This is a genomic window from Natronococcus sp. CG52, assembly GCF_023913515.1.
Taxonomy (GTDB): Archaea; Halobacteriota; Halobacteria; order Halobacteriales; family Natrialbaceae; genus Natronococcus; species Natronococcus zhouii.
The window spans coordinates 1922483-1942366 of the sequence record NZ_CP099391.1; the positions used below are offsets into that span (position 1 = coordinate 1922483).

32 protein-coding genes and 2 tRNA genes are annotated in these 19884 nt (G+C 63.7%); 26 read left to right on the top strand and 8 right to left on the bottom strand.

Annotation, left to right across the window (positions count from 1 at the left end):
- Together mch and NED97_RS09740 are read right to left on the bottom strand one after the other, a co-directional pair.
- The gene (gene mch / locus NED97_RS09735; RefSeq protein WP_252490497.1) at positions 1-933 is read right to left on the bottom strand and encodes a methenyltetrahydromethanopterin cyclohydrolase; all 933 of its coding nucleotides are present in this window, start codon (positions 931-933) and stop codon (positions 1-3) included.
- A 72-nt stretch (positions 934-1005) separates the two neighbouring features.
- Complete coding sequence (locus tag NED97_RS09740; protein WP_252490498.1) at positions 1006-1212, bottom strand: heavy-metal-associated domain-containing protein; 207 nt, start codon at positions 1210-1212, stop codon at positions 1006-1008.
- A gap of 95 nt (positions 1213-1307) precedes the next feature.
- Between NED97_RS09740 and NED97_RS09745 the strand changes: the two genes are divergently transcribed.
- The gene (locus NED97_RS09745; RefSeq protein WP_252490499.1) at positions 1308-1748 is read left to right on the top strand and encodes a universal stress protein; all 441 of its coding nucleotides are present in this window, start codon (positions 1308-1310) and stop codon (positions 1746-1748) included.
- A gap of 23 nt (positions 1749-1771) precedes the next feature.
- Here the strand turns inward: NED97_RS09745 and NED97_RS09750 are convergent, their stop codons facing one another.
- The 5 genes from NED97_RS09750 to NED97_RS09770 form a co-directional block, all read right to left on the bottom strand.
- Positions 1772-2086, bottom strand: coding sequence for an MTH1187 family thiamine-binding protein (locus NED97_RS09750; RefSeq protein ID WP_252490500.1), 315 nt, complete (start codon positions 2084-2086; stop codon positions 1772-1774).
- 124 nt (positions 2087-2210) lie between these two features.
- Positions 2211-2564: a HalOD1 output domain-containing protein gene (locus NED97_RS09755; RefSeq protein WP_252490501.1), complete on the bottom strand. Its 354-nt coding sequence runs from the start codon at positions 2562-2564 to the stop codon at positions 2211-2213.
- Between the two features lie 183 nt (positions 2565-2747).
- Positions 2748-3077 (bottom strand): DUF5789 family protein, encoded by a 330-nt coding sequence (locus tag NED97_RS09760; protein ID WP_252490502.1) that lies wholly within the window; start codon positions 3075-3077, stop codon positions 2748-2750.
- 196 nt (positions 3078-3273) lie between these two features.
- A tRNA-Gly gene (locus NED97_RS09765) sits at positions 3274-3344 on the bottom strand.
- A 309-nt stretch (positions 3345-3653) separates the two neighbouring features.
- Positions 3654-3724 (bottom strand) — tRNA-Gly (locus NED97_RS09770).
- A 308-nt stretch (positions 3725-4032) separates the two neighbouring features.
- Between NED97_RS09770 and NED97_RS09775 the strand changes: the two genes are divergently transcribed.
- Genes NED97_RS09775 through secY form a run of 25 tightly spaced genes read left to right on the top strand, consistent with a single transcriptional unit; the run spans position 4033 to position 18562 of the window.
- Positions 4033-4908 (top strand): RNA methyltransferase, encoded by an 876-nt coding sequence (locus NED97_RS09775; protein WP_252490503.1) that lies wholly within the window; start codon positions 4033-4035, stop codon positions 4906-4908.
- 4 nt (positions 4909-4912) lie between these two features.
- Positions 4913-5932: a 50S ribosomal protein L3 gene (locus tag NED97_RS09780; protein ID WP_252490504.1), complete on the top strand. Its 1020-nt coding sequence runs from the start codon at positions 4913-4915 to the stop codon at positions 5930-5932.
- Between the two features lie 6 nt (positions 5933-5938).
- Positions 5939-6691 (top strand): 50S ribosomal protein L4, encoded by a 753-nt coding sequence (gene rpl4p / locus NED97_RS09785; protein ID WP_252490505.1) that lies wholly within the window; start codon positions 5939-5941, stop codon positions 6689-6691.
- On the top strand, positions 6688-6942 hold the full coding sequence (locus NED97_RS09790) for a 50S ribosomal protein L23 (protein WP_252490506.1): 255 nt from the start codon (positions 6688-6690) through the stop codon (positions 6940-6942). The genes rpl4p and NED97_RS09790 overlap by 4 nt, the downstream gene beginning before the upstream one ends.
- Before the next feature lie 2 nt (positions 6943-6944).
- Positions 6945-7667: a 50S ribosomal protein L2 gene (locus tag NED97_RS09795; RefSeq protein WP_252490507.1), complete on the top strand. Its 723-nt coding sequence runs from the start codon at positions 6945-6947 to the stop codon at positions 7665-7667.
- Positions 7664-8086 carry a 30S ribosomal protein S19 gene (locus tag NED97_RS09800; RefSeq protein WP_148860747.1) on the top strand — a complete coding sequence of 141 codons (423 nt, stop codon included), beginning with the start codon at positions 7664-7666 and terminating at the stop codon, positions 8084-8086. Before NED97_RS09795 ends, NED97_RS09800 begins: the two co-directional genes overlap by 4 nt.
- 7 nt (positions 8087-8093) lie before the next feature.
- Entirely contained in the window at positions 8094-8579 is a 486-nt protein-coding gene (locus NED97_RS09805; protein ID WP_252490508.1) for a 50S ribosomal protein L22, read from the top strand.
- Positions 8579-9535, top strand: a complete 957-nt coding sequence (locus NED97_RS09810) for a 30S ribosomal protein S3 (RefSeq protein WP_252490509.1) — start codon at positions 8579-8581, stop codon at positions 9533-9535. Before NED97_RS09805 ends, NED97_RS09810 begins: the two co-directional genes overlap by 1 nt.
- A complete protein-coding gene (gene rpmC, locus NED97_RS09815; protein WP_252490510.1) occupies positions 9535-9750 on the top strand; it encodes a 50S ribosomal protein L29 in 216 nt (71 codons plus the stop codon). Before NED97_RS09810 ends, rpmC begins: the two co-directional genes overlap by 1 nt.
- A gap of 7 nt (positions 9751-9757) precedes the next feature.
- Complete coding sequence (locus tag NED97_RS09820) at positions 9758-10222, top strand: ribonuclease P protein component 1 (protein WP_252490511.1); 465 nt, start codon at positions 9758-9760, stop codon at positions 10220-10222.
- The gene (locus NED97_RS09825; protein WP_252490512.1) at positions 10213-10662 is read left to right on the top strand and encodes a 30S ribosomal protein S17; all 450 of its coding nucleotides are present in this window, start codon (positions 10213-10215) and stop codon (positions 10660-10662) included. The genes NED97_RS09820 and NED97_RS09825 overlap by 10 nt, the downstream gene beginning before the upstream one ends.
- On the top strand, positions 10662-11060 hold the full coding sequence (locus tag NED97_RS09830) for a 50S ribosomal protein L14 (RefSeq protein ID WP_252490513.1): 399 nt from the start codon (positions 10662-10664) through the stop codon (positions 11058-11060). The genes NED97_RS09825 and NED97_RS09830 overlap by 1 nt, the downstream gene beginning before the upstream one ends.
- A gap of 3 nt (positions 11061-11063) precedes the next feature.
- Positions 11064-11438, top strand: a complete 375-nt coding sequence (gene rplX, locus NED97_RS09835) for a 50S ribosomal protein L24 (RefSeq protein ID WP_252490514.1) — start codon at positions 11064-11066, stop codon at positions 11436-11438.
- Positions 11435-12142, top strand: coding sequence for a 30S ribosomal protein S4e (locus NED97_RS09840; RefSeq protein ID WP_252490515.1), 708 nt, complete (start codon positions 11435-11437; stop codon positions 12140-12142). The genes rplX and NED97_RS09840 overlap by 4 nt, the downstream gene beginning before the upstream one ends.
- Positions 12139-12678 carry a 50S ribosomal protein L5 gene (locus NED97_RS09845; protein ID WP_252490516.1) on the top strand — a complete coding sequence of 180 codons (540 nt, stop codon included), beginning with the start codon at positions 12139-12141 and terminating at the stop codon, positions 12676-12678. The genes NED97_RS09840 and NED97_RS09845 overlap by 4 nt, the downstream gene beginning before the upstream one ends.
- Complete coding sequence (locus NED97_RS09850) at positions 12671-12853, top strand: 30S ribosomal protein S14 (RefSeq protein WP_148860757.1); 183 nt, start codon at positions 12671-12673, stop codon at positions 12851-12853. Before NED97_RS09845 ends, NED97_RS09850 begins: the two co-directional genes overlap by 8 nt.
- A 1-nt stretch (position 12854) precedes the next feature.
- The gene (locus NED97_RS09855) at positions 12855-13247 is read left to right on the top strand and encodes a 30S ribosomal protein S8 (protein ID WP_252490517.1); all 393 of its coding nucleotides are present in this window, start codon (positions 12855-12857) and stop codon (positions 13245-13247) included.
- 2 nt (positions 13248-13249) lie between these two features.
- Positions 13250-13783 carry a 50S ribosomal protein L6 gene (locus NED97_RS09860; protein ID WP_252490518.1) on the top strand — a complete coding sequence of 178 codons (534 nt, stop codon included), beginning with the start codon at positions 13250-13252 and terminating at the stop codon, positions 13781-13783.
- A gap of 3 nt (positions 13784-13786) precedes the next feature.
- The gene (locus NED97_RS09865) at positions 13787-14500 is read left to right on the top strand and encodes a 50S ribosomal protein L32e (protein WP_252490519.1); all 714 of its coding nucleotides are present in this window, start codon (positions 13787-13789) and stop codon (positions 14498-14500) included.
- Positions 14493-14942 carry a 50S ribosomal protein L19e gene (locus tag NED97_RS09870; protein WP_252490520.1) on the top strand — a complete coding sequence of 150 codons (450 nt, stop codon included), beginning with the start codon at positions 14493-14495 and terminating at the stop codon, positions 14940-14942. Before NED97_RS09865 ends, NED97_RS09870 begins: the two co-directional genes overlap by 8 nt.
- Complete coding sequence (locus tag NED97_RS09875; protein ID WP_252490521.1) at positions 14942-15490, top strand: 50S ribosomal protein L18; 549 nt, start codon at positions 14942-14944, stop codon at positions 15488-15490. The genes NED97_RS09870 and NED97_RS09875 overlap by 1 nt, the downstream gene beginning before the upstream one ends.
- Positions 15487-16137, top strand: coding sequence for a 30S ribosomal protein S5 (locus NED97_RS09880; protein WP_252490522.1), 651 nt, complete (start codon positions 15487-15489; stop codon positions 16135-16137). The genes NED97_RS09875 and NED97_RS09880 overlap by 4 nt, the downstream gene beginning before the upstream one ends.
- The gene (rpmD, locus tag NED97_RS09885; RefSeq protein WP_252490523.1) at positions 16137-16604 is read left to right on the top strand and encodes a 50S ribosomal protein L30; all 468 of its coding nucleotides are present in this window, start codon (positions 16137-16139) and stop codon (positions 16602-16604) included. The genes NED97_RS09880 and rpmD overlap by 1 nt, the downstream gene beginning before the upstream one ends.
- Positions 16605-16606: 2 nt before the next feature.
- Positions 16607-17095, top strand: coding sequence for an uL15m family ribosomal protein (locus NED97_RS09890; RefSeq protein WP_252490524.1), 489 nt, complete (start codon positions 16607-16609; stop codon positions 17093-17095).
- Positions 17096-17098: 3 nt separating this feature from the next.
- The gene (secY, locus tag NED97_RS09895; protein WP_252490525.1) at positions 17099-18562 is read left to right on the top strand and encodes a preprotein translocase subunit SecY; all 1464 of its coding nucleotides are present in this window, start codon (positions 17099-17101) and stop codon (positions 18560-18562) included.
- Between the two features lie 718 nt (positions 18563-19280).
- Here secY and NED97_RS09900 read toward each other — a convergent pair.
- Positions 19281-19547, bottom strand: coding sequence for a cytochrome C oxidase subunit IV family protein (locus NED97_RS09900; protein WP_252490526.1), 267 nt, complete (start codon positions 19545-19547; stop codon positions 19281-19283).
- Positions 19548-19884 lie beyond the last annotated feature (337 nt).

The following is a 19884-nucleotide window of genomic DNA, read 5'->3' on the forward strand; positions in this document are numbered from 1 at the left end:
CTACAGGTCGAACGACTCGGCGAGGAGTTCCTCGTCAGTCTCGCCGTGGACGTACGTCGGTCCGCCGAGCACGTCGACGGTGACCTTCGCCGGGGCGAACAGGTCCGACGGGACTTCCTCGAACTCCCAGTCGAGATCGTCGAAGACGTCGGCGAACGGGCGGCCGTGGTCCTCCGCGGCCGTCGACGGGATCGAGTCGAAGACGTCGGCGTCCTCGCGGACGGTGAGGTGTGCGGTGCCGCCGTAAGCGAGCGCGTCGTTCGTCCGGGCGATCGCGGTCTCCTCGTCGGCCGCGACGGGCGCGACCGGCGCACGACCCGTCGCCGAGACGATGTCGAGCGGCTCGTAGCCGAGTTCCGTGAGTCGGTACGTCGCGAGTTCCGCCGCGCGCGCGGCGGTGGTGATACTCCCGGCGAGACTCGCGGTCCGGTAGGCGAGCAGGAAGACGCTGCCGGTCTCGACCTCCGCGAGGTCGGCGACCTGTTCGGCCGCCGACTCCGGCGGGAGTTCATCGCTCTCGACGGCGAGCGCCGTCAGATCGAACGCGTCCGTGTAGCCGACCTGACGGAACTCCTCCTCCTCGGCGACGAGCGCCCGGGCGGGACCGCTGCCGAGCCCCTCGAAGTCCTCCGTGGTCAGCTCCCAGCCCGCCTTCTGCGAGCACAGCAACGAGAGCGCCGGCTGGTCGGTCGTCAGTTCGATGTGCGGAATCGGCGCACCGTCGATCTCTCCCAGTCCTCGGCTCGGCGTCGCCATTCCGGCGGTCTGGATCTCCGTGAGCAGGAGTCCCGCCTCGAATCCGCCGTCGAATTCGACGCCGAAGTCGAGGACGGTCGCCTCGTTGTCGAGATCGAAGCCGCCGATGTTCAGCTCTTCGGCGTACTCGAGGGCCTCGTCGACCAGCTCGATCGCCATCCGGTTAAGACTCTCCATACCCTCTCTTCCGTGCCGGACGTAAAACAGTTTGTCAGTTCGATTCCGCGGGGCGGGGGCGTTCCAGCGGTCTCAGGCGACGACCTCGTATCCCGCGTTCTCGATCGCGTCGCGAATCGATCCGACGGTGGTCGTCTCGTCGTGCTCGACGCGCACCTCGTCGTTCTCGTGGTTGGCCGTCGCCGAGGAGACGCCCGAGAGCGCCTCGAGCGTCTCGGTTACGTTCGCCTCACAGCCGTCACAGGACATGCCGGTGACCTCGAGTGTCGTTTGCTCCATACTCGAGGACGCTCTCTCCAGGGAGTTTTTCCTTCCGCTTCGTCGGCCGTCCGAACGAGTGGTAGTTTGATATGGTTCTCGAACAGGAATTGCGTATGTACACCGTCCTCGTACCGATCGACGACAGCGACGAACGGGTCAGGAGTCAGATCGAGACGGTTCGCGGCCTGCCGGCAGTACCGGCCGAGATCGCCGTCGACGTACTGCACGTCCGCGAAGAGCTCGACTTCTCCGCCGAAGACGTCGAGGACGTCTCGATCGGCCAGCTCGAGACGGATCTCGAGGATCTGTCGGAACTGCCGGAGACGGCGTCGCTGATCGCGAGCGAACTACGGGAGTCGGGAATCGAGACGGCCGTCCACGCGGCTACGGGCCGACCGCCCGCTGCGATCGTCGACGTCGCCGACCGGCTGGACGCCGACCAGCTCGTTCTCGGAGCGCGACGGCAGTCGCCGGTCGGCAAGGTCCTGTTCGGTAGCGTCGCCCAGTCGGTGCTGCTCGACGCCGATCGGCCGGTGACGATCGTTCCGGCCTGAGCCGGTCCGTACTGGATCGACGGCTACCCGCTCCCGCTTCTCGGCGGCCGTCCGAGTTCCTCTTCGACGGCCTCGACCTTCTCCGACGCGGCCATCTCGCGCGTTCGCTTGTCGTCGATTTTCAGGACGGTGCTCACCCGATCGCCGTCGACGGCGTCGTGAGCGGCCTGTGCCGCCGCGAACAGTTCGTCGGTGGAGTCGGTCTCGATCACCGTCCCCATCGGATTCGTCTCGTACTCGACGTCGTACTCCTCGAGCGCCTCGACTGCCTTCGCGACTTCCCCGGCCATGCTCCCCTCGGTCACCGGTGCGACGCTCAGTAGTGCAACGACTGTCATACTCGGCAGTGACGGGTGCGAAGTTCCTAAAGCCGTCCCTTGAAAGCGGATCCTCGAGTCCACGTCCCCCGCCGATACGGGGCCCTCAGGGCACAGCACAACCTACCGGCGGATCCGCCACTCGTCAGCGGCCCGGTCTCGGCTGGTGAGTCTTCGCCGGCGGGTAAATGATGATGTCGCCGTTCGCGTAGACGTACACCTCGTGCTCTAGGGCAGTGAACGCGATGTGTCCGCCCGTTCGTTTGGTGCCGTCCGCCTTGGGTCGGAAGATCCGATCGAGCGCGTCGGGATCGATACTGTCGTAAAGCGAGAACTCTCCCTGGGAGACGTCGGTCTCCGCGATCGACGCGAGCGCGTGGACGATCGTCGTGGTTAACGTCGCAGTTCCGTCGTCGTCGTAGTGGAAGACGTAGCGGTCGTTAGCCTGGTCGTACTGGACCTCGTCCGTCTCGTCGCTGGGTGTGGTTTCAGTTTGCATAGGAAGAACTCGGTCGTTCAACTGTTCACTGTCCGTAATGACTCGGAGTATAAAAGCCGATCGCAGCCGGTAGCGTTGCCGTGTGCGACTCTCGTCCCTGCCGAAGCGTCCGTCCGTCCGAATCGTCTCTCGAGTTGAACGGCCTCGCTCGAGGAAGCCACACGATCCGGACGCAGTCGCCGCTCAGAACGACTCGCTCGGCCATTCCAGTCGCTCGCCGAGTGCCGGCGGCGTTCGGTCGCTGTACCCCTTTCGCCCGATCGCCCGTTCGCTGACGGTGTTGAAGATGGCCACTCGAGCCTCCGCGGCCGACTCGAGGTGCTCGTCCGGGAGCAGTTCGAACAGTTCGCGAAGCGTCTGTTCCCCGTTGGGGAGTTCGAGTACCGCGCTTCCGTACGTCTCGATCAGTTCACCGCTCGTCGTCGGATACTGGTGCTTCTCGAGCTCCTGGGCGAGCGGACCGAAGTCGATTCCGAGTTCCCGGGTTCGACCGCCGTTGTTTGGTCCGGTCATCGCTCGTAGTCGCGCGACCGAACGGGATAAAGGCCGACCGTGGTTTCACGGCGAGTTTCCCGTTCGTGGCGCCCTCGGCGTCTTTCTCGAGGACGGTTTCAACGTGGTTACTCGGCTCAGTGTGTGATTAGCACGCGCTTGCACTCGCGGCGCGCGGGTCGGCCGGCAGTATTTGCCGTAGAACTGTTCGGAGAAGTGCGCTGGCTGGGATTTGAACCCAGGTTGTGACCATGGCAAGGTCACGTGATACCACTACACTACCAGCGCCCGATTGCACTCGAACGTATCTCGAGTGAATTGATAAGGGTTACGAATCGTTCGATTCGGGCCCGGAGGATGATCCTTTCTCGAGTTCGCGGGAGAAGCGCGCTGACTGGAATTCGAACGATGCAAAGACGATCTCACTCGTGGTTCGAGAGAGCTTTGCTCTCTCGTCATCAAACGAAGTCGTCGGGTTCGCGGACCTCGCGAAGTCTGGCGGGGCTATCTCGCTGATCTCTCGGGAGCTTTGCCCAGTCACGAAACGGTTCCGCCGGTTCGAGCGACTCCGCTCGTCGGAGTTATTCGCCGTAAAAGTGCGCTGGCTGGGATTTGAACCCAGGTTGTGACCATGGCAAGGTCACGTGATACCACTACACTACCAGCGCCCTGTTGCACTTTCACCTATCTCTGGTAACTGTATAAGGATTGCGAATCGACCCGAATGTGTCCCGCGGCGCCGTACCACACGCTAAGCCGTCCGCAGTGCGTCAACTCAATTCGCATATTCTACGCGCACGCGAGAGCACGAGCACAGAAACACGTTAGTAGTCGTGACACTGTTTCTCGAGGATCGGTATGTGTCGAATTCACCCCTGTGAGCCGTTCACAGCCGGGATCGAATCCGCTACCCTTTTAAGACCTTGTCGGCAAAATATCGCTACAGTCTAGTGACGCGGCGCCGAAGCGTCACGGCATGACCGTCAGCGTACTCGTGCCGTCGTCGCTCACCCGAGAAGCCGAGGACAAACGCGAGGCAACTCGCAAACTCGGATACGTCGCCCGCGCGGCGACGATCTTTCGGGCAGACCGCCTCGTCGTCTTCCCCGATGGGGAAGGCGAACGCGGGCGATTCGACGGCGGGTTCGTAGAAACCGTCTTACGGTACGCCGCAACGCCCCCCTACCTCCGCAACGAGGCGTGGGGGATGCGGGACGAACTGGAGTACGCGGGCATCTTGCCGCCGCTCCGCGCCGTGTCACAGACCGGCTCCGAATCAGACGGTTCGGGGTCGTCAAGACAAGGAATCGTGACCGAGGTCGGACCTGAAGGGCGCGTCCGGGTCAATTGCGGCTTGCAACACCCGATCTCCCTCAACGTACCGTCGCAAATGACGGTCGAGGAGGGGGAGCGCGTGACCGTCAGGATCTCTTCGCGACGACCGGTCCGGGCGAAGCTCGAAGATGTTGCCCTTCCGGGGCTCTCGATCGAGCGGACGGACCTGCAGGCAGCGCTCGGCCGTGAGGACGCCGGCGTTCGTATCGCAGCCTCCCGATTCGGTGCAGAACTCACCGTCGGGCGGCTCGAGACGCTGGCCGGACGGCGCGAACGCGACGGGATGACTGTCGCGTTCGGGGCGCCCGAGAGAGGGCTGCCGGACATCCTCGGAATGGACGAGGAAACCGTCGACACCCTGTCCCGTTGGGACGGCGACGACGGTGATGGAGTCGAACCCACAGCCGATCCGGGGTTCGACCTCTGGCTGAATACGGTTCCGGACCAGGGAAGCAAGGTGGTTCGAACGGAAGAGGCTCTGTTCGCCACCCTCGCTCCCCTCTCACTCAGAGAGTGATAGAATGCCACAACCAAACGCACCACGCAAAGGCTCACTCGGGTTCGGTCCACGACAGCGCGCCTCTTCGGAGGTTCCGCGCTTTAACTCGTGGCCGGACGACGATGGACAGCCGACGCTCCAGGGCTTCGCGGGCTACAAGGCCGGCATGACCCACGTCGTTATGGTCGACGACAAAGCGAACTCGCCGACCGAAGGGATGGAAGAGACCGTCCCGGTAACGATCGTGGAGACGCCGCCAATGCGCGCGGTCGCTCTGCGTGCGTACGAAGACACGCCGTATGGAAAGAAGCCGATCACCGAGGTCTGGACCGACGAGTTCGTTCCCGAACTCGATCGCGTTCTGGACCTGCCCGGTGACGACTACGACACCGACGCGGCTGCGGATGAACTCCGCACCCTCCTCGAGGAGGGCCGCATCGACGACGTTCGCGTCATCACGCACACGGTTCCCGGATCCGTTCAGTCGGTTCCGAAGAAGAAACCGGACGTGATGGAGACGCGCGTCGGCGGCGGCTCGATCGAGGACCGCGTCGAGTTCGCGCTCGACCTCATCGCCGAGGGCGGGGAACACGTCATGAACGACACGTTCCGCGCCGGCGAGTACGTCGACGCGAGCGGCGTCACGAAGGGGAAAGGTACCCAGGGTCCCGTCAAGCGATGGGGCGTCCAGAAGCGCAAGGGCAAGCACGCCCGGCAGGGATGGCGCCGCCGCATCGGGAACCTCGGTCCCTGGAACCCGTCACGCGTCCGCTCGACGGTCCCCCAGCAGGGGCAGACCGGCTACCACCAGCGGACTGAACTGAACAAGCGCCTCGTCGATATCGGCGACGGCGCAGACGCGACGGTCGACGGCGGCTTCGTCAACTACGGCGAAGTCGACGGACCGCACGCGTTGATCAAGGGCTCGCTCCCCGGGCCGAACAAGCGCCTCGTGCGCTTCCGCCCGGCGATCCGACCCGGAGACCAGCCGCGCCTCGATCCCGAGGTCCGGTTCGTCTCCACCGCATCCAACCAGGGCTGATAGTATATGGAAGCAACAGTACGCGACCTGAACGGCTCGGACGCGGGATCGGTCGAGCTCCCGGCGGTCTTCGATACCCAGTACCGCCCGGATCTGATCGCCCGTGCCGTCCGCGTCGCTCAGGCAAACCGAAAACAGGACTACGGCGCCGACGAGTTCGCCGGCAAGCGCACGCCGGCAGAATCGTTCGGCAGCGGCCGAGGTATGGCCCACGTTCCCCGGCAGAACGGACGCGCTCGCCGCGTTCCCCAGGCCGTCTCGGGACGCAAGGCCCACCCGCCGAAAGCCGAGAAGGACTGGTCTGAATCGATCAACACGAAAGAAAAGAAACTGGCCGTTCGCAGCGCGATCGCTGCGACGACCGACGCCGAACTCGTCGCCGAGCGCGGTCACGCGTTCGACGAGGACACCGAAACGCCGGTTGTCGTCTCCGACGAGTTCGAAGACCTCCAGAAGACGAAGGAAGTCGTCTCGTTCCTCGAGGCAGCGGGCCTCGCGGACGACATCGACCGCGCAGACGAGGGTCGCAGCGTCCGCTCGGGTCGCGGGAAGACCCGTGGACGCAAGTACAAGCAGCCCAAGTCGATCCTCTTCGTCACCTCGAGCGAGAACGGCCCGTCCCGTGCGGCCCGAAACCTCGCCGGCGCAGACGTCACGACGGCTGCGGAGGTCAACGCGGAAGAGCTCGCGCCGGGCGCCCAGCCCGGTCGACTGACGGTCTGGACCGAGAGCGCACTCGAGGAGGTGGCTGACCGATGAGTTCGGTCATCGAACACCCACTGGTCACGGAGAAGGCGATGAACGACATGGACTTCGAGAACAAGCTCCAGTTCGTCGTCAACCCCGACGCCACCAAACCCGAGATTCGCGACGACGTCGAGTCGAGCTTCGACGTCTCGGTCACCGACATCAACACCCAGATAACGATGAAGGGCAAAAAGAAAGCGATCGTCAAGCTGTCCGAGGAGAACGACGCCCAGGAAGTCGCCTCGCGAATCGGGGTGTTCTGAGAATGGGACGACGCATTCAAGGACAACGGCGCGGTCGCGGGACGTCGACGTTCCGCGCCCCGTCCCATCGCTACAAGGCGAAGCTTGACCACAAGAAAGAGGAAGACAACGACGTCGTCCGCGGGACGGTCGTCGACATCGAACACGACCCCGCCCGCTCGGCGCCCGTCGCCGCCATCGAGTTCGAAGACGGCGACCAGCGACTCGTGCTGGCGCCCGAAGGGATCACGGTCGGCGAAGAGATTCAGGTCGGCGTTTCGGCGGAGATCAAGCCCGGAAACACGATGCCCCTCGCGGAGATCCCCGAAGGGGTTCCGGTCTGTAACGTCGAAGCCAACCCCGGCGACGGCGGTCGATTCGCCCGAGCCTCGGGTGTCAACGCGGACCTGATCACCCACGACCGCAACGCCGCGGTCATCCAGCTTCCCAGCGGCGAGGTCAAGCGCCTCGATCCGCAGTGTCGCGCCACCATCGGCGTCGTCGCCGGTGGCGGTCGCACGGAGAAGCCGATGGTCAAGGCAGGGAACAAGTATCACAAGATGAAGGCACGGGGCACGAAGTGGCCTCGCGTCCGCGGTGTCGCGATGAACGCCGTCGACCACCCGTTCGGTGGCGGCGGCCGACAGCACCCCGGCAAACCCAAGTCCGTCTCGCGGGACGCCCCGCCGGGACGGAAAGTTGGTGACATCTCCTCGCGCCGTACCGGCCGAGGTGGAAACAAATGAGTCAGGAGTACCGAACCGGCCGTGAAGGTGAGTTCACTTACCGCGGCCACACGCTCGAGGAGCTGCAGGATCTGGAGCTCGACGAGGTCGCAGAACTGCTGCCCGCTCGCAAGCGGCGAAGTATCAAACGCGGACTCTCCGTCGAGAAGCAGAAGCTGCTGGAGAAAGCCCGCGAGAAAGGCGAGGAAGAGACCGCTAACGCGCCGATCCGCACGCACCTGCGTGACATGCCGATCGTGCCCGAGTTCGTCGGTCTGACCTTCGAGGTTTACAACGGTCAGTCCTTCGAGCGCGTTCGCGTCGAACCCGAGATGATCGGACACTATCTCGGCGAGTTCCAGCTGACCCGCACGTCCGTCGAACACGGACAGGCCGGGATCGGCGCGACTCGATCCTCGAAGTTCGTCCCACTGAAGTGATCATCGTATGGGAATCAACTACTCAGTCGACGCGGACCCGGACTCCACCGCGAAAGCGATGCTTCGGGAGCGTCACATGAGCCACAAGCACAGCAAGGAGGTCGCCCGCGAGATCAAGGGTCGAACGGTTGCGGACGCCCAGGCGTACCTTCAGGACGTAATCGACGAAGAGCAGTCGGTGCCGTTCAAGTCCCACAACACCGGCGCGGGTCACCGCTCGGACGTCGACGGCTGGGACGCCGGCAAGTACCCCGAGAAGGTCTCGGGCGAATTCCTCGACCTCCTCGAGAACGTCGAGTCGAACGCAGACCACCAGGGTTTTGACGGCGCGACGATGGAAATCGTTCACGTCGCGGCTCACAAGGTCGGCGAGTCCGTCGGTCGGAAGCCCCGCGCGATGGGGCGTGCGACCGCCTGGAACACGCCGGAGGTCGACGTCGAGATCGTCGTCAGCGAGGAGACGGACGAGGACGAGACGGAGGGTGATAACTAATGGCTGACGAACACCAGTTCATCGAAAACGGCCTGCAGCGGTCCCAGATCGACGAGTTCTTCGAAGAAGAGCTCGGTCGCGCGGGCTACGGTGGTATGGACGTCGCCAAGACGCCGATGGGAACCCAGATCGTCCTCAAGGCCGAGAAGCCCGGGATGGTCATCGGCAAAGGTGGCGAGAACATCCGGAAGGTCACGACGGCTCTCGAGGAGAAGTTCAACCTCGAGGATCCACAGATCGACGTACAGGAGGTCGACGAACCCGACCTCAACGCACGGATCGTCGCCGACCGCCTCGCGAACGCACTCGAGCGCGGTTGGTACTTCCGGAAGGCCGGCCACACGACGATCGACCGGATCATGGACTCCGGCGCACTCGGCGCCGAAATCGTCCTCTCCGGGAAGGTCACGGGCGCCCGATCGCGCGTCGAGAAGTTCAACCGTGGCTACATCAAGCACAACGGCGAACCCGCCGAAGAGGTCGTCGACCACGGCCAGGGCGTCGCGGTCATGAAGCTCGGCACGATCGGTGTCGACGTCAAGATCATTCCGCCGGGAGCCGAACTCCCCGACGACTTCCAGATCCACGAAGACATGGATCCCGAAGAGCTCGTCCCCGACGCCGTCGAGGCCAACGAGGCTGAAGGCGTCGAAGAGCTGCTCGAGGGCGAACCGGAGGAGGCCGAAGCGGCCGACTCCGGCGCCGAGGCCGCGGCCGACGAGGCCGTCGAGCCCGGTGAGGAGGCCGACCTCGACGAAGACGTCGTCGAGGAGGTCATCGAATCGGAGGTCGACGCCGACGACGAAGACGTCGATATCCCCGACGAGTCGCCGGTCGAAGAGGACCTCGACGAACTCGAAGAGGACGTCGAGGCCGAGGCCGAAGAGCTCGTCGCCGAGATGGACGACGAGGACGTCGATACGGACGAGGACGAAGACGAGGGAGGTGACGCCTGATGGCGATCCTCCACGTCGAAGAAGTCCGCGACATGACGGCCGCCGAACGCGAAGAGGAACTCGAAGAACTCGAGACCGAACTGCTGAACCAGAAGTCGGTCCTCGCAGCCGGTGGTGCCCCGGAGAACCCGGGCCGCATCGGCGAACTCGGTCGCACCATCGCCCGGATCAAGACGGTCCAGCGCGAAGAGGGCGACCTCGAAGACGAAGAGTAAGACAACAATGGCACTGACACCCGAGACACTGCCGCGACACGAACTCAACGGACTTCCCGTCCGCGTCGTCGAGAGCGACGACGCCTCGCGGGTCGGCCTCGAGGGCCGCGTCGTCATCGAGACGACCAACACGCTCTCGATAGAAGTTCGAGACGACGGCGAGTCTCGGGTCGTCATGGTGCCGAAATCGGGCTCGACGTTCGAGTTCGCGATCACAGATGACGCCGCCGACTCCGAAAAGGGGTCGGGGACCGCGTCCAAACTGGCCGACACTCAACCCGACCCGTCCGATCGATCGGACGAGTCGGACAGAGCTAGCGGCGATGCCGCCAGCTGTCGTGGCGATGGCCCCTCACGGGACCACCGCCACGCCGCCGGCGAGGACGTGGCCTACGTTACGGTCGATGGCTCGCGACTGCTCTCACGACCCGCCCGACGCACGGAAACGAATGGTGACTCACCATGGCAATAGGACTAGACGTTGAAACCCCTCCGGAACCGGAAAACCCGGAGGAATACGACTACGAGAAGTGTCCGTTCTACGGCGAGCTCTCCGTCCGAGGTCAGATCCTCGAGGGGACCGTCGTTTCGACGGACATGGACAAGACCGTAGTCGTCGAACGAGAGTACGATGTGGCGGTTCCGAAGTACGACCGCCAGATGAAGCGTCGCTCGCGCATCCCGGCTCACGTGCCGGGCGTGCTCGAGCCGCTCTCGGTCGGTGACACGGTCAAGATCGCAGAGACCCGACCACTGTCGAAGACCAAATCGCACGTGGTTGTCGAAGTAACCGAAGAAGCGACTGCGGAGGACATCGCCGAGCTGACCCGACAGGCCGAGCCTGAGCGGGAGCTGTCGACCGGCGACGTCACCGAAGGCGCTGAACCCGAAGCAACCGAGGGTGATCAGTGATGGAGGCGATGAAGGCTGACGTCACGCAGGGCCTCAAGAAGGGCTCGCTCGTCACGTGTGCCGACAACACCGGCGCGCGCGAGCTGAAGATCATCAGCGTCGCGGGCTACCACGGCACCAAGAACCGCCAGCCGAAGGCGGGACTCGGTGACAAAGTGACCGTCTCGGTCACGAAGGGTACCCCCGAGATGCGCCGTCAGGTCCTCGAGGCCGTCGTCGTCCGCCAGCGGAAGTCGATCCGCCGACCGGACGGCACCCGGCTGAAGTTCGAGGACAACGCGGCGGTCATCATCGACGAGAACGAGGAGCCCCGCGGAACGGAGATCAAGGGGCCGATCGCCCGCGAGGTCGCAGAGCGCTTCGGAGCAATCGCGTCCACCGCAACGATGATCGTATAGACAATGAGCAAGCAACCACACAAACAGCGAATCCAGACGGAGCGTGCGCCGCTGCACAAGCGACAGAAGCAGCTCCACGCGACGCTCTCCGGGGAACTCCGTGAGGAGTACGACACGCGCCGAACCCGCGTCAACGCGGGTGACACCGTCGAGGTCATGCGCGGCGACGCCGCCGGCAGTGAAGGCGAGGTCCTTCGCGCGATCCTCGAGGACGGCACGATCCACGTCGAAGACGTGACGGTCGAGACGGCCGACGGCGAAGAGGTGCCGCGACCGCTCGACCCGTCGAACGTCCGAATCACGGAGCTCACCCTCGAAGACGAGCGTCGCGAGGCACGCCTCGAAGGCGACGCAGAAGACGAAGGTGATAGCGAATGACGAAGCACCAGAAACGACTGTCCGTACCGAAGTCCTGGCCGGTCGAACGCAAGACCGAGGTCTTCACGGTCAAAGCCGGTGCCGGCCCGCACGGAAAGGATGGCGTTCCGCTCGTCGTCCTCCTCCGGGACGTTCTCGGCTACGTGGACTCGAAGAAGGAAGCACGATACGCGCTCTCGCAGGACTCGATCCTCGTCAACGGGGAACCGATCAACGACGAACAGCGCCCGATCGGCATGTTCGACATCATCGCGTTCCCCGGCCGCGAGGAGTACTACCGGGTCTTCCCCGACGAAGGCGGTCGGCTCGCGCTGACCGGAATCGACGAGGAGTCCGCCGGAAGCCGCCTCGGCAAGATCGAGGGCAAGCAGCAGGTTCCGGGTGGCGACACCCAGCTGACGCTGCACGACGGCACGAACGTGCTCGTCGAAGAGAGCGAGTACAGCCCGAACGACTCGATTGTCGTCGACAACGACGACAAATCGGTCGTCGCGCACTTCCCCTACGAGGAAGGTGCGCTCGTCACTGCCGTCCGTGGCAACCACGGCGGAAAGATCGGCGACCTCACCGAGATCGACGTGACCCCCGGCAGCGGCTCGAACATCGTCACCGTGGAAACGGAAGACGGCGAGTTCGAGACCGTCGAGGAGTACGTCGTCGTTATCGACGAGAACTTCACGGGCGACGCAGGTGATGACGAATGAGCGAGGCTGACTCCGGCGAATTCCACGAGATGCGCGAACCCCGCGTCGAGAAAGTCGTCGTCCACATGGGCGTCGGCCGCGGTGGCCGCGAACTCGGCAAGGCCGAGGACATCATCGAGGAGGTCACGAGCCAGGAAAGCGTCCGTACGCAGGCGAAAAAGACCGAACCCGACTTCGGTATTCGCCAGGGCGACCCGATCGGTACGAAGGTCACCCTTCGCGACGAGGACGCGTACGACTTCCTCGAGAAGTCCCTGCCGCTCGCTGACCTCGCCGACAAGCAGTTCGACAATACGGGTAACTTCAGCTTCGGCGTCGAGGAACACACCGAGTTCCCGAGCCAGGAGTACGACCCGAACGTCGGGATCTACGGAATGGACGTCACCGTCAACCTGGTGCGTCCGGGTTACCGGATCGCCAAGCGCGACAAGGCCACCCGTTCGATCCCGTCGAAGCACCGACTCACCCCCGAGGACGCCATCGCGTTCCTCGAGGCGAACTTCGACGTGAACGTGGAGGAGTCCGCGGATGAGTGAAAGCGACGTAGAAAACGAACAGACGGGCGAGCACGCGGCAAAGCGCACCGGCCAGATCGAGGAGTGCCAGCGCTGTGGCCGCAAACAGGGGCTCGTCGGCAAGTACGACATCAACCTCTGTCGGCAGTGCTTCCGCGAGATCGCCCGCGACATGGGATTCAAGAAGTATCGATAATATGACCGGGAACGATCCACTCAGTAACGCGCTCTCCGGACTCGACAACGCCGAGAGCGTCGGACATCTGACCCACGAGGTAACGCCCGCCTCGAACGAGATCGGCAGCGTACTCGAGGTCTTCTACGACCGCGGGTACATCGACGGCTTCGAGTTCGTCGATGACGGTAAAGCCGGTCAGTTCGAGATCGAACTGAAAGGAGCGATCAACGAGTGTGGCCCCGTCAAGCCCCGCTACGCCGTCGGTGCCGAGGACTTCGAGAAATGGGAGAAGCGATACCTCCCCGCTCGAGACTTCGGCGCGCTCGTCGTCACGACGAGCAGTGGCATCATGAGCCACTACGAGGCACGCGAGCAGGGCATTGGGGGCCAGGTGATCGCATACGTCTACTAATCATGCGAGTCGAACTGGAAATCCCCGAAAACGTATCTGTCGAGGTTGACCATCTCGACGTGACCGTCGATGGACCGGAAGGCGCCGTTTCGCGGCGTCTCTGGTACCCCGACGTGACCGTCGAGGTCGAAGACGACCACGTGGTTATCGAAAGCGAGGCCGAGGACGCGAAGACGAACGCGACCGTCGGCACCTTCGAGAGCCATATCACGAACGCGTTCCACGGCGTGACCGAGGGCTGGGAGTACAAGATGGAAGTCTTCTACTCTCACTTCCCGATGCAGGTCCGCGTGGAAGGCGACGACGTCGTCATCGAGAACTTCCTCGGCGAAAAGGCAGCGCGACGTACGACTATCCACGGTGATACCGAAGTCTCCGTCGACGACGAACGGCTCGTCCTTTCGGGCCCCAACAAGGAAAACGTCGGACAGACGGCGGCCGATATCGAGCAGCTGACGCGTGTCCGCGGCAAGGACACCCGCGTCTTCCAGGACGGGGTCTACATCACCGAGAAACCCGCCACAGGAGGTGCCTGATAGATGGCAGACGACGAACCGCAGGAACTCGAGGACATCAGTGGCGTCGGTGCGAGCAAGGCAGATGCACTCCGCGATGCCGGCTTCGAGACGATCGAAGACGTCAAGGAGGCCGATCAGGACGACCTGGCCGAGGCCGACGGCGTCGGAAACGCGCTCGCCGCTCGTATCAAAGCCGACGTCGGCGATCTCGAGGTCTCCGAAGAGACCGAGGCCGAGATCGAAGACGAAGGCGCCGAAGAGGAAGCAGAACCGGACGAAGACGTCGAAACCGAACTGCAGCCGCGCGGGTTGACCGAGAAGACGCCCGACCTGAGCGACGAGGAACAGCGCTTGCTCGACCGGCGCAAACAGGAGGGCAAGCCGCAGTTCAACCGTCAGGACTACCACAAGAAGAAGCGAACGCCCGAATCGTGGCGCCGCCCGCGCGGTCAGCTGTCGAAGCAGCGCCGCGGCGTCAAGGGCAAGGGCCCGAAGGTTCAGGCAGGCTTCCGAACCCCCGAGGCCGTTCGTGGGAAACACCCCAGCGGCTTCGAGGAAGTTCGCGTCGAGAACGTCGACGACCTCGAGGGTGTCGATGGCGACCGCGAAGCGGTACGCATCGGCTCCTCGGTCGGCGCGCGCAAGCGCGAACGAATCGAAGAGGTTGCCGAGGACCGGGGCGTTCGCGTCCTGAACCCGACCTACGAGGAAGTCGAGGTGGAATCCAATGACTGATCTGAGCGCACAGAAGCGACTCGCTGCTGACGTCCTCGACGTCGGCAAGAACCGCGTCTGGATCGACCCGGACTCCCAGGGAGAGATCGCGGAAGCGATCACCCGTGACGAGATCCGCGAACTCGTCGACGACGGCCGTATTCAGGCCAAAGATGCGCGCGGAAACTCCCGCGGCCGTGCCCGTAAGCGCAACGCAAAGCGCGCCTACGGACACCGCAACGGCCAGGGCAAACGCAAGGGCAAGAAGGGCGCACGCCAGAACGAGAAAGAACAGTGGCAGAGCAAGATTCGTGCACAGCGACGGAAGCTTCGCGAACTCCGCGACAAGGGCGAAATCACGCCCACGCAGTACCGGCAGCTCTACAAGAAAGCTGGCGGTGGCGAGTTCCGCAGCGTCCAGTACCTGTTGAACTATATCGACGAAAACTACGGTGACCAATAATGGCGACAGGACCACGATACAAAGTACCGATGCGGCGTCGCCGTGAGGTCCGGACGGACTACCACCAGAGGTTGCGCCTGCTGAAATCGGGAAAGCCCCGCCTCGTCGCTCGCAAGAGCAACAAGCACACTACGGCGCAGCTGATCTCTCCCGGACCTCAGGGAGACGAGACGCTTGCAAGCGCACACTCGAGCGATCTCGAGGAGTACGGCTGGGAAGCCCCCACGAGCAACATCGCTGCGGCCTACCTGACCGGCCTGCTGGCCGGCAAACGGGCGGTCGAGGCCGGACTCGAGGAAGCGGTCCTCGACATCGGTCTCAACACCGCAACGCCCGGGAACAAGGTGTTCGCAGTCCAGGAGGGCGCGATCGACGCCGGACTCGAGATTCCGCACAACGACAGCGTGTTCGCGGACTGGTCGCGTACGCGCGGCGAACATATCGCCGAGTACGCCGAACAGCTCGACGAGTCGCTGTACAGCGGTGAGTTCGAGGCAACAGAACTACCAGAACACTTCGACGAGGTACGAGAGGCGATTCTCGAATGAGTAACTACAACGACCGCGGATGGGAACCCGTCACCCGTCTCGGCCGGATGGTCCAGGAGGGCGACATCGATACGATGCAGGCCGCCCTCAACTCGGGACTCCCGCTGAAGGAACCCGAGATCGTCGACCAGCTCCTCCCCGGACTGGACGACGAAGTGCTGGACATCAACATGGTCCAGCGTATGACTGACTCCGGTCGACGCGTCAAGTTCCGCTGTGTCGTCGCAGTCGGCGACCGCAACGGCTACGTCGGCTACGCGGAAGGCCGTGACGATCAGGTCGGGTCCGCCATCCAGAAGGCGATCGGTATCGCGAAGCTGAACATCATCAAAGTGCCCCGCGGCTCCGGCTCGTGGGAGGACCGTTCGGACCGTCCGCACTCGCTGACCCGACAGACGACCGGCAAAGCCGGCTCCGTCGAGGTCGAACTCATCCCGGCTCCCGAAGGGCTCGGGCTGGCAGCGAGTGACACCGTCCACGCCGTCCTCGAACTGGCCGGCATCGAGAACGCCTGGACCAAGAGCCACGGCAACACTCGAACCACGGTCAACCTCGCGAAGGCGACGTTCAACGCGCTCGAGAACGCATCGCAGTCGCGTCACCCGAGCCGTCGCGGCGGTCGCGACGAAGCGGAGGTGACTGAGTGATGAAGGCAGTCGTTCAGGTCCGCGGCGAAGTCAACCGCAACCAGGACATCCAGGACACCCTGGAGATGCTCAACATTCACAGCGTCAACCACTGTGCGCTCGTCCCCGAAACGGACACGTACGGCGGGATGATCGCCAAGGTCAACGACTACGTCGCGATCGGCGAACCGGACGTCGACGTCCTCGAGACCGTCCTCGAGAAGCGGGCGGAACCGCTCGAGGGTCGGCAGGCGGACGTCGACGAGGAGTGGCTCGCCGAGAACACCGAGTACGACGACTTCGGTGCACTGGCCGAGGCGCTGCTCGACGAGGAGACGACGCTCCGCGACGAAGGGCTGTCGCCGACGCTGCGTCTTCACCCACCCCGTGGTGGCCACGAGGGTATCAAGAAGCCGACCGCGGAGGGCGGCCAACTCGGAAAACATACAACCGAGCAGATTAACGACCTGTTAGAATCGATGCGATAACAATGACGAGCAAAAAACGACGCCAGCGCGGATCGCGGACGCACAGTGGCGGCTCCCACAAGAATCGACGGGGAGCGGGTCACCGTGGCGGACGCGGGCGCGCCGGCCGCAGCAAACACGAGTTCCACAACTACGAACCGAAGGGCAAACACGGCTTCAAGCGACCGCAGGACATCCGCGAGACCGTCGCGGAGATCGACGTTCAGAAGCTCGACGAGGACGCGATCCTCTACGTCGCCGACGATCTGGCCGAGGAGACCGACGACGGCTACGCGCTCGACGCGCGCGACATCGTCGAGGACGGCCACGAGGCCGACGTCGTCAAAGTGCTCGGCTCCGGCCAGGTCCGCAACTCGCTCGAGGTAACGGCGGACGCCTTCTCCGAGGCCGCTCGCGAGAAGATCGAGGCTGCCGACGGTGAGGCAGTCGTCTCGGAGCGAGCCCAGGAGGCAGAGGACGAAGCCGACGAACCAGAACAGGACGAGGAGTAACACATGGGATGGAAGGAAGCCGCTGAACCGGTCTTAACGCGGATGCCGACAGTACGCCGTCCGGAGGGGCACGTCCCTTTCAAGCGGAAGCTGACGTGGACGGCCGGCATCCTCGTGTTGTACTTCTTCCTGACGAACATCGCGCTGCTCGGAATGCAGGCCGAAGGCGCAACGGACCTCTTCGGCGAGTTCCGAGCCGTCCTGGCCGGCGAGTTCGGCTCGCTGTTACAGGTCGGTATCGGCCCCATCGTCACGGCAAGCATCGTTATGCAGTTACTCGGTGGAGCGAATCTCCTCGGTCTCGATACCGACGATCCGCGGGACCAGGTGCTCTACCAGGGACTGCAGAAACTGCTCGTCATCGTGATGACGGCGCTGACCGCGCTCCCGATGGTGTTCGCCGGCGGCTTCCTCCCGGCTCAGCAGTCGCTGACGCTCGGCGGGTTCACCTTCGACAGCACGCAGGTCCAGATGCTGATGTTCCTCCAGATCTTCGCTGGCGGTATCCTCATCTTGTACATGGACGAGGTCGTCAGCAAGTGGGGGGTCGGCAGCGGGATCGGGCTGTTCATCATCGCCGGCGTGAGCCAGCGACTGGTGACCGGGTTAATCCAGCCCACGGAAGGTGGGTTCTTCTACGACTGGTACCGGATTATCTTCGGTGACGTCGAGATCGGCTCGCTCGTCGCCGGTGACGGGCTAAACACGCTGCTGCTCGGCGAGGGGCACATCATCGCCCTGTTGACGACGGTCCTGATCTTCGCGATCGTCGTCTACGCCGAGTCCGTGCGCGTCGAGATCCCACTCAGTCACGCCCGGGTCAAGGGTGCTCGCGGTCGCTTCCCCGTGAAGCTCATCTACGCGAGCGTCCTGCCGATGATCCTCGTTCGGGCGCTCCAGGCGAACGTCCAGTTCATGGGCCAGATCCTGAACCGAACGTGGGACGGCATGCCCGCCGCACTCGGGCAGTACAACGCTCAGGGAGAACCCGTCAGCGGGTTCTTCTACTACACCGCACCGATCTACTCACCCGCCGACTGGATGTGGTGGACCGGTGAGGTCGCCCAGGCGACCTGGATGGTGCTGATCCGCATCTCCATCGACCTGACGTTCATGGTCGTCGGCGGTGCGGTCTTCGCCATCTTCTGGGTCGAAACCACCGACATGGGTCCGGAGGCGACGGCCCAGCAGATCCAGAATTCCGGGATGCAGATCCCCGGCTTCAGACAGAACGTCGGCGTCATCGAGAAGGTCATGGAGCGGTACATTCCGCAGGTGACCGTCATCGGTGGCGCACTCGTCGGGCTGCTCGCCGTCTGGGCGAACATGCTCGGCACCATCGGCGCAGTCACCGGAACCGGGCTGCTGCTCGCGGTCTCCATCACGTACAAGCTGTACGAGGAGATCGCCGAGGAGCAGATGATGGAGATGCACCCGATGATGCGCCAGATGTTCGGCGACGAATAGCGGCACACGCTCCTCTTTCCGTTCTTTCACCGACTCGAGAGAGACATCGCTTCCCTCTCGAAGGTCGTCCTCGAGTTGGCTCGATCGCTGGCTATCGCTTACTCGTTCCGTCGTCGTCGAACTCTGGATTACGCGGAGCCCAGCCGGCGCGTGAGAACGTTCAACAGCACCGGGGACTTTCTCCGGAGAACACGAAGAGGCTCGTTCTTGCCGCTCGAGCGCCGCTGTGGACGCGAGGATCACTCGTTGTCCATACTCGACGAACTCGGTGGACCCGGAGCGACGGCTCCACCGGGCGCGTTCTCGAGGGTGGATTGCCCTATCGGCGGTGAGAATCAGTTGTCAACGTCCACAGCGGGTTCACAGTAGGTGTTCCATCCAACAGTTAGCGTCGATCCGGTCCCGAGTCCAGCGCCGTTTCCGGGTTTCCCTCGCACCTCGCCTCGAGCGAGTACCGCGGACGACTCGTTCCCGTCGCCGTCGGCATGGAGTTCGTCACGCTGACAGAGACCGATATGCCACGCGCTAACTGAACAGGATCTCTCTCGGCCGAGAGCAACAGAGGGGAGCCAGCAGCGCCTCGGGAGGCATCGATGATCCACGGACGATCAGTCGACCGGTGAAACGGACCCGTCTACCTGACCGGTCGCCGGGTTCGTCGAATAGGAGATAGCCGAGAACGGAAGAGATCGGTTCGAGGAGAAAATCCGAGACGCGCTTACTGGATGGAGTAGCCCGCCGCGATGGTCAGCAGAAAGACCATGAACACGGCGACGGCCATCATGTACGAGATGGCGCGCGGCTCTTCGATCAGGTGTTGGTAGAAGCCGGCAATCAGCAGCGACTTGGTGATCGCGAGTATGATCGTCCCACCCATGGCCATCGTGTAAGTGAACGTCTCGTCGAAGTGGAAGAACACGAACTTCCCGGTTCCCAGCACCAGCAGTACGACGTAAATGAGGGTGTACAGTCGAACGTCGGCCATTGGTGAGCAATGTGTGTGTGGAGCACTTATACCTTCCTCATGCGGTCGACGAGCGCCAGAAACGCAATACGGTAATCGAGGTTTGGGATCGCGCACGAGCCGTAAACCGTCAGTTGATCGGCGCCGAAGAGACACGTTCGCTCTCACAATCCACAGCTCGTGCTCACCGACGGGATCGTCGCGGTGACACGGTCGCCTCGAGGACCAGCGCGCCGACGGCACACAGTTCGACGCGACGCTCCTCTACGATCTGTGCGGCCTCGATCCCTCGACGTCCTCGACGGGACTGGCGCAGATCCCGCGTCTGCCATCTGGATTCGTAACGACGGCAGTATCT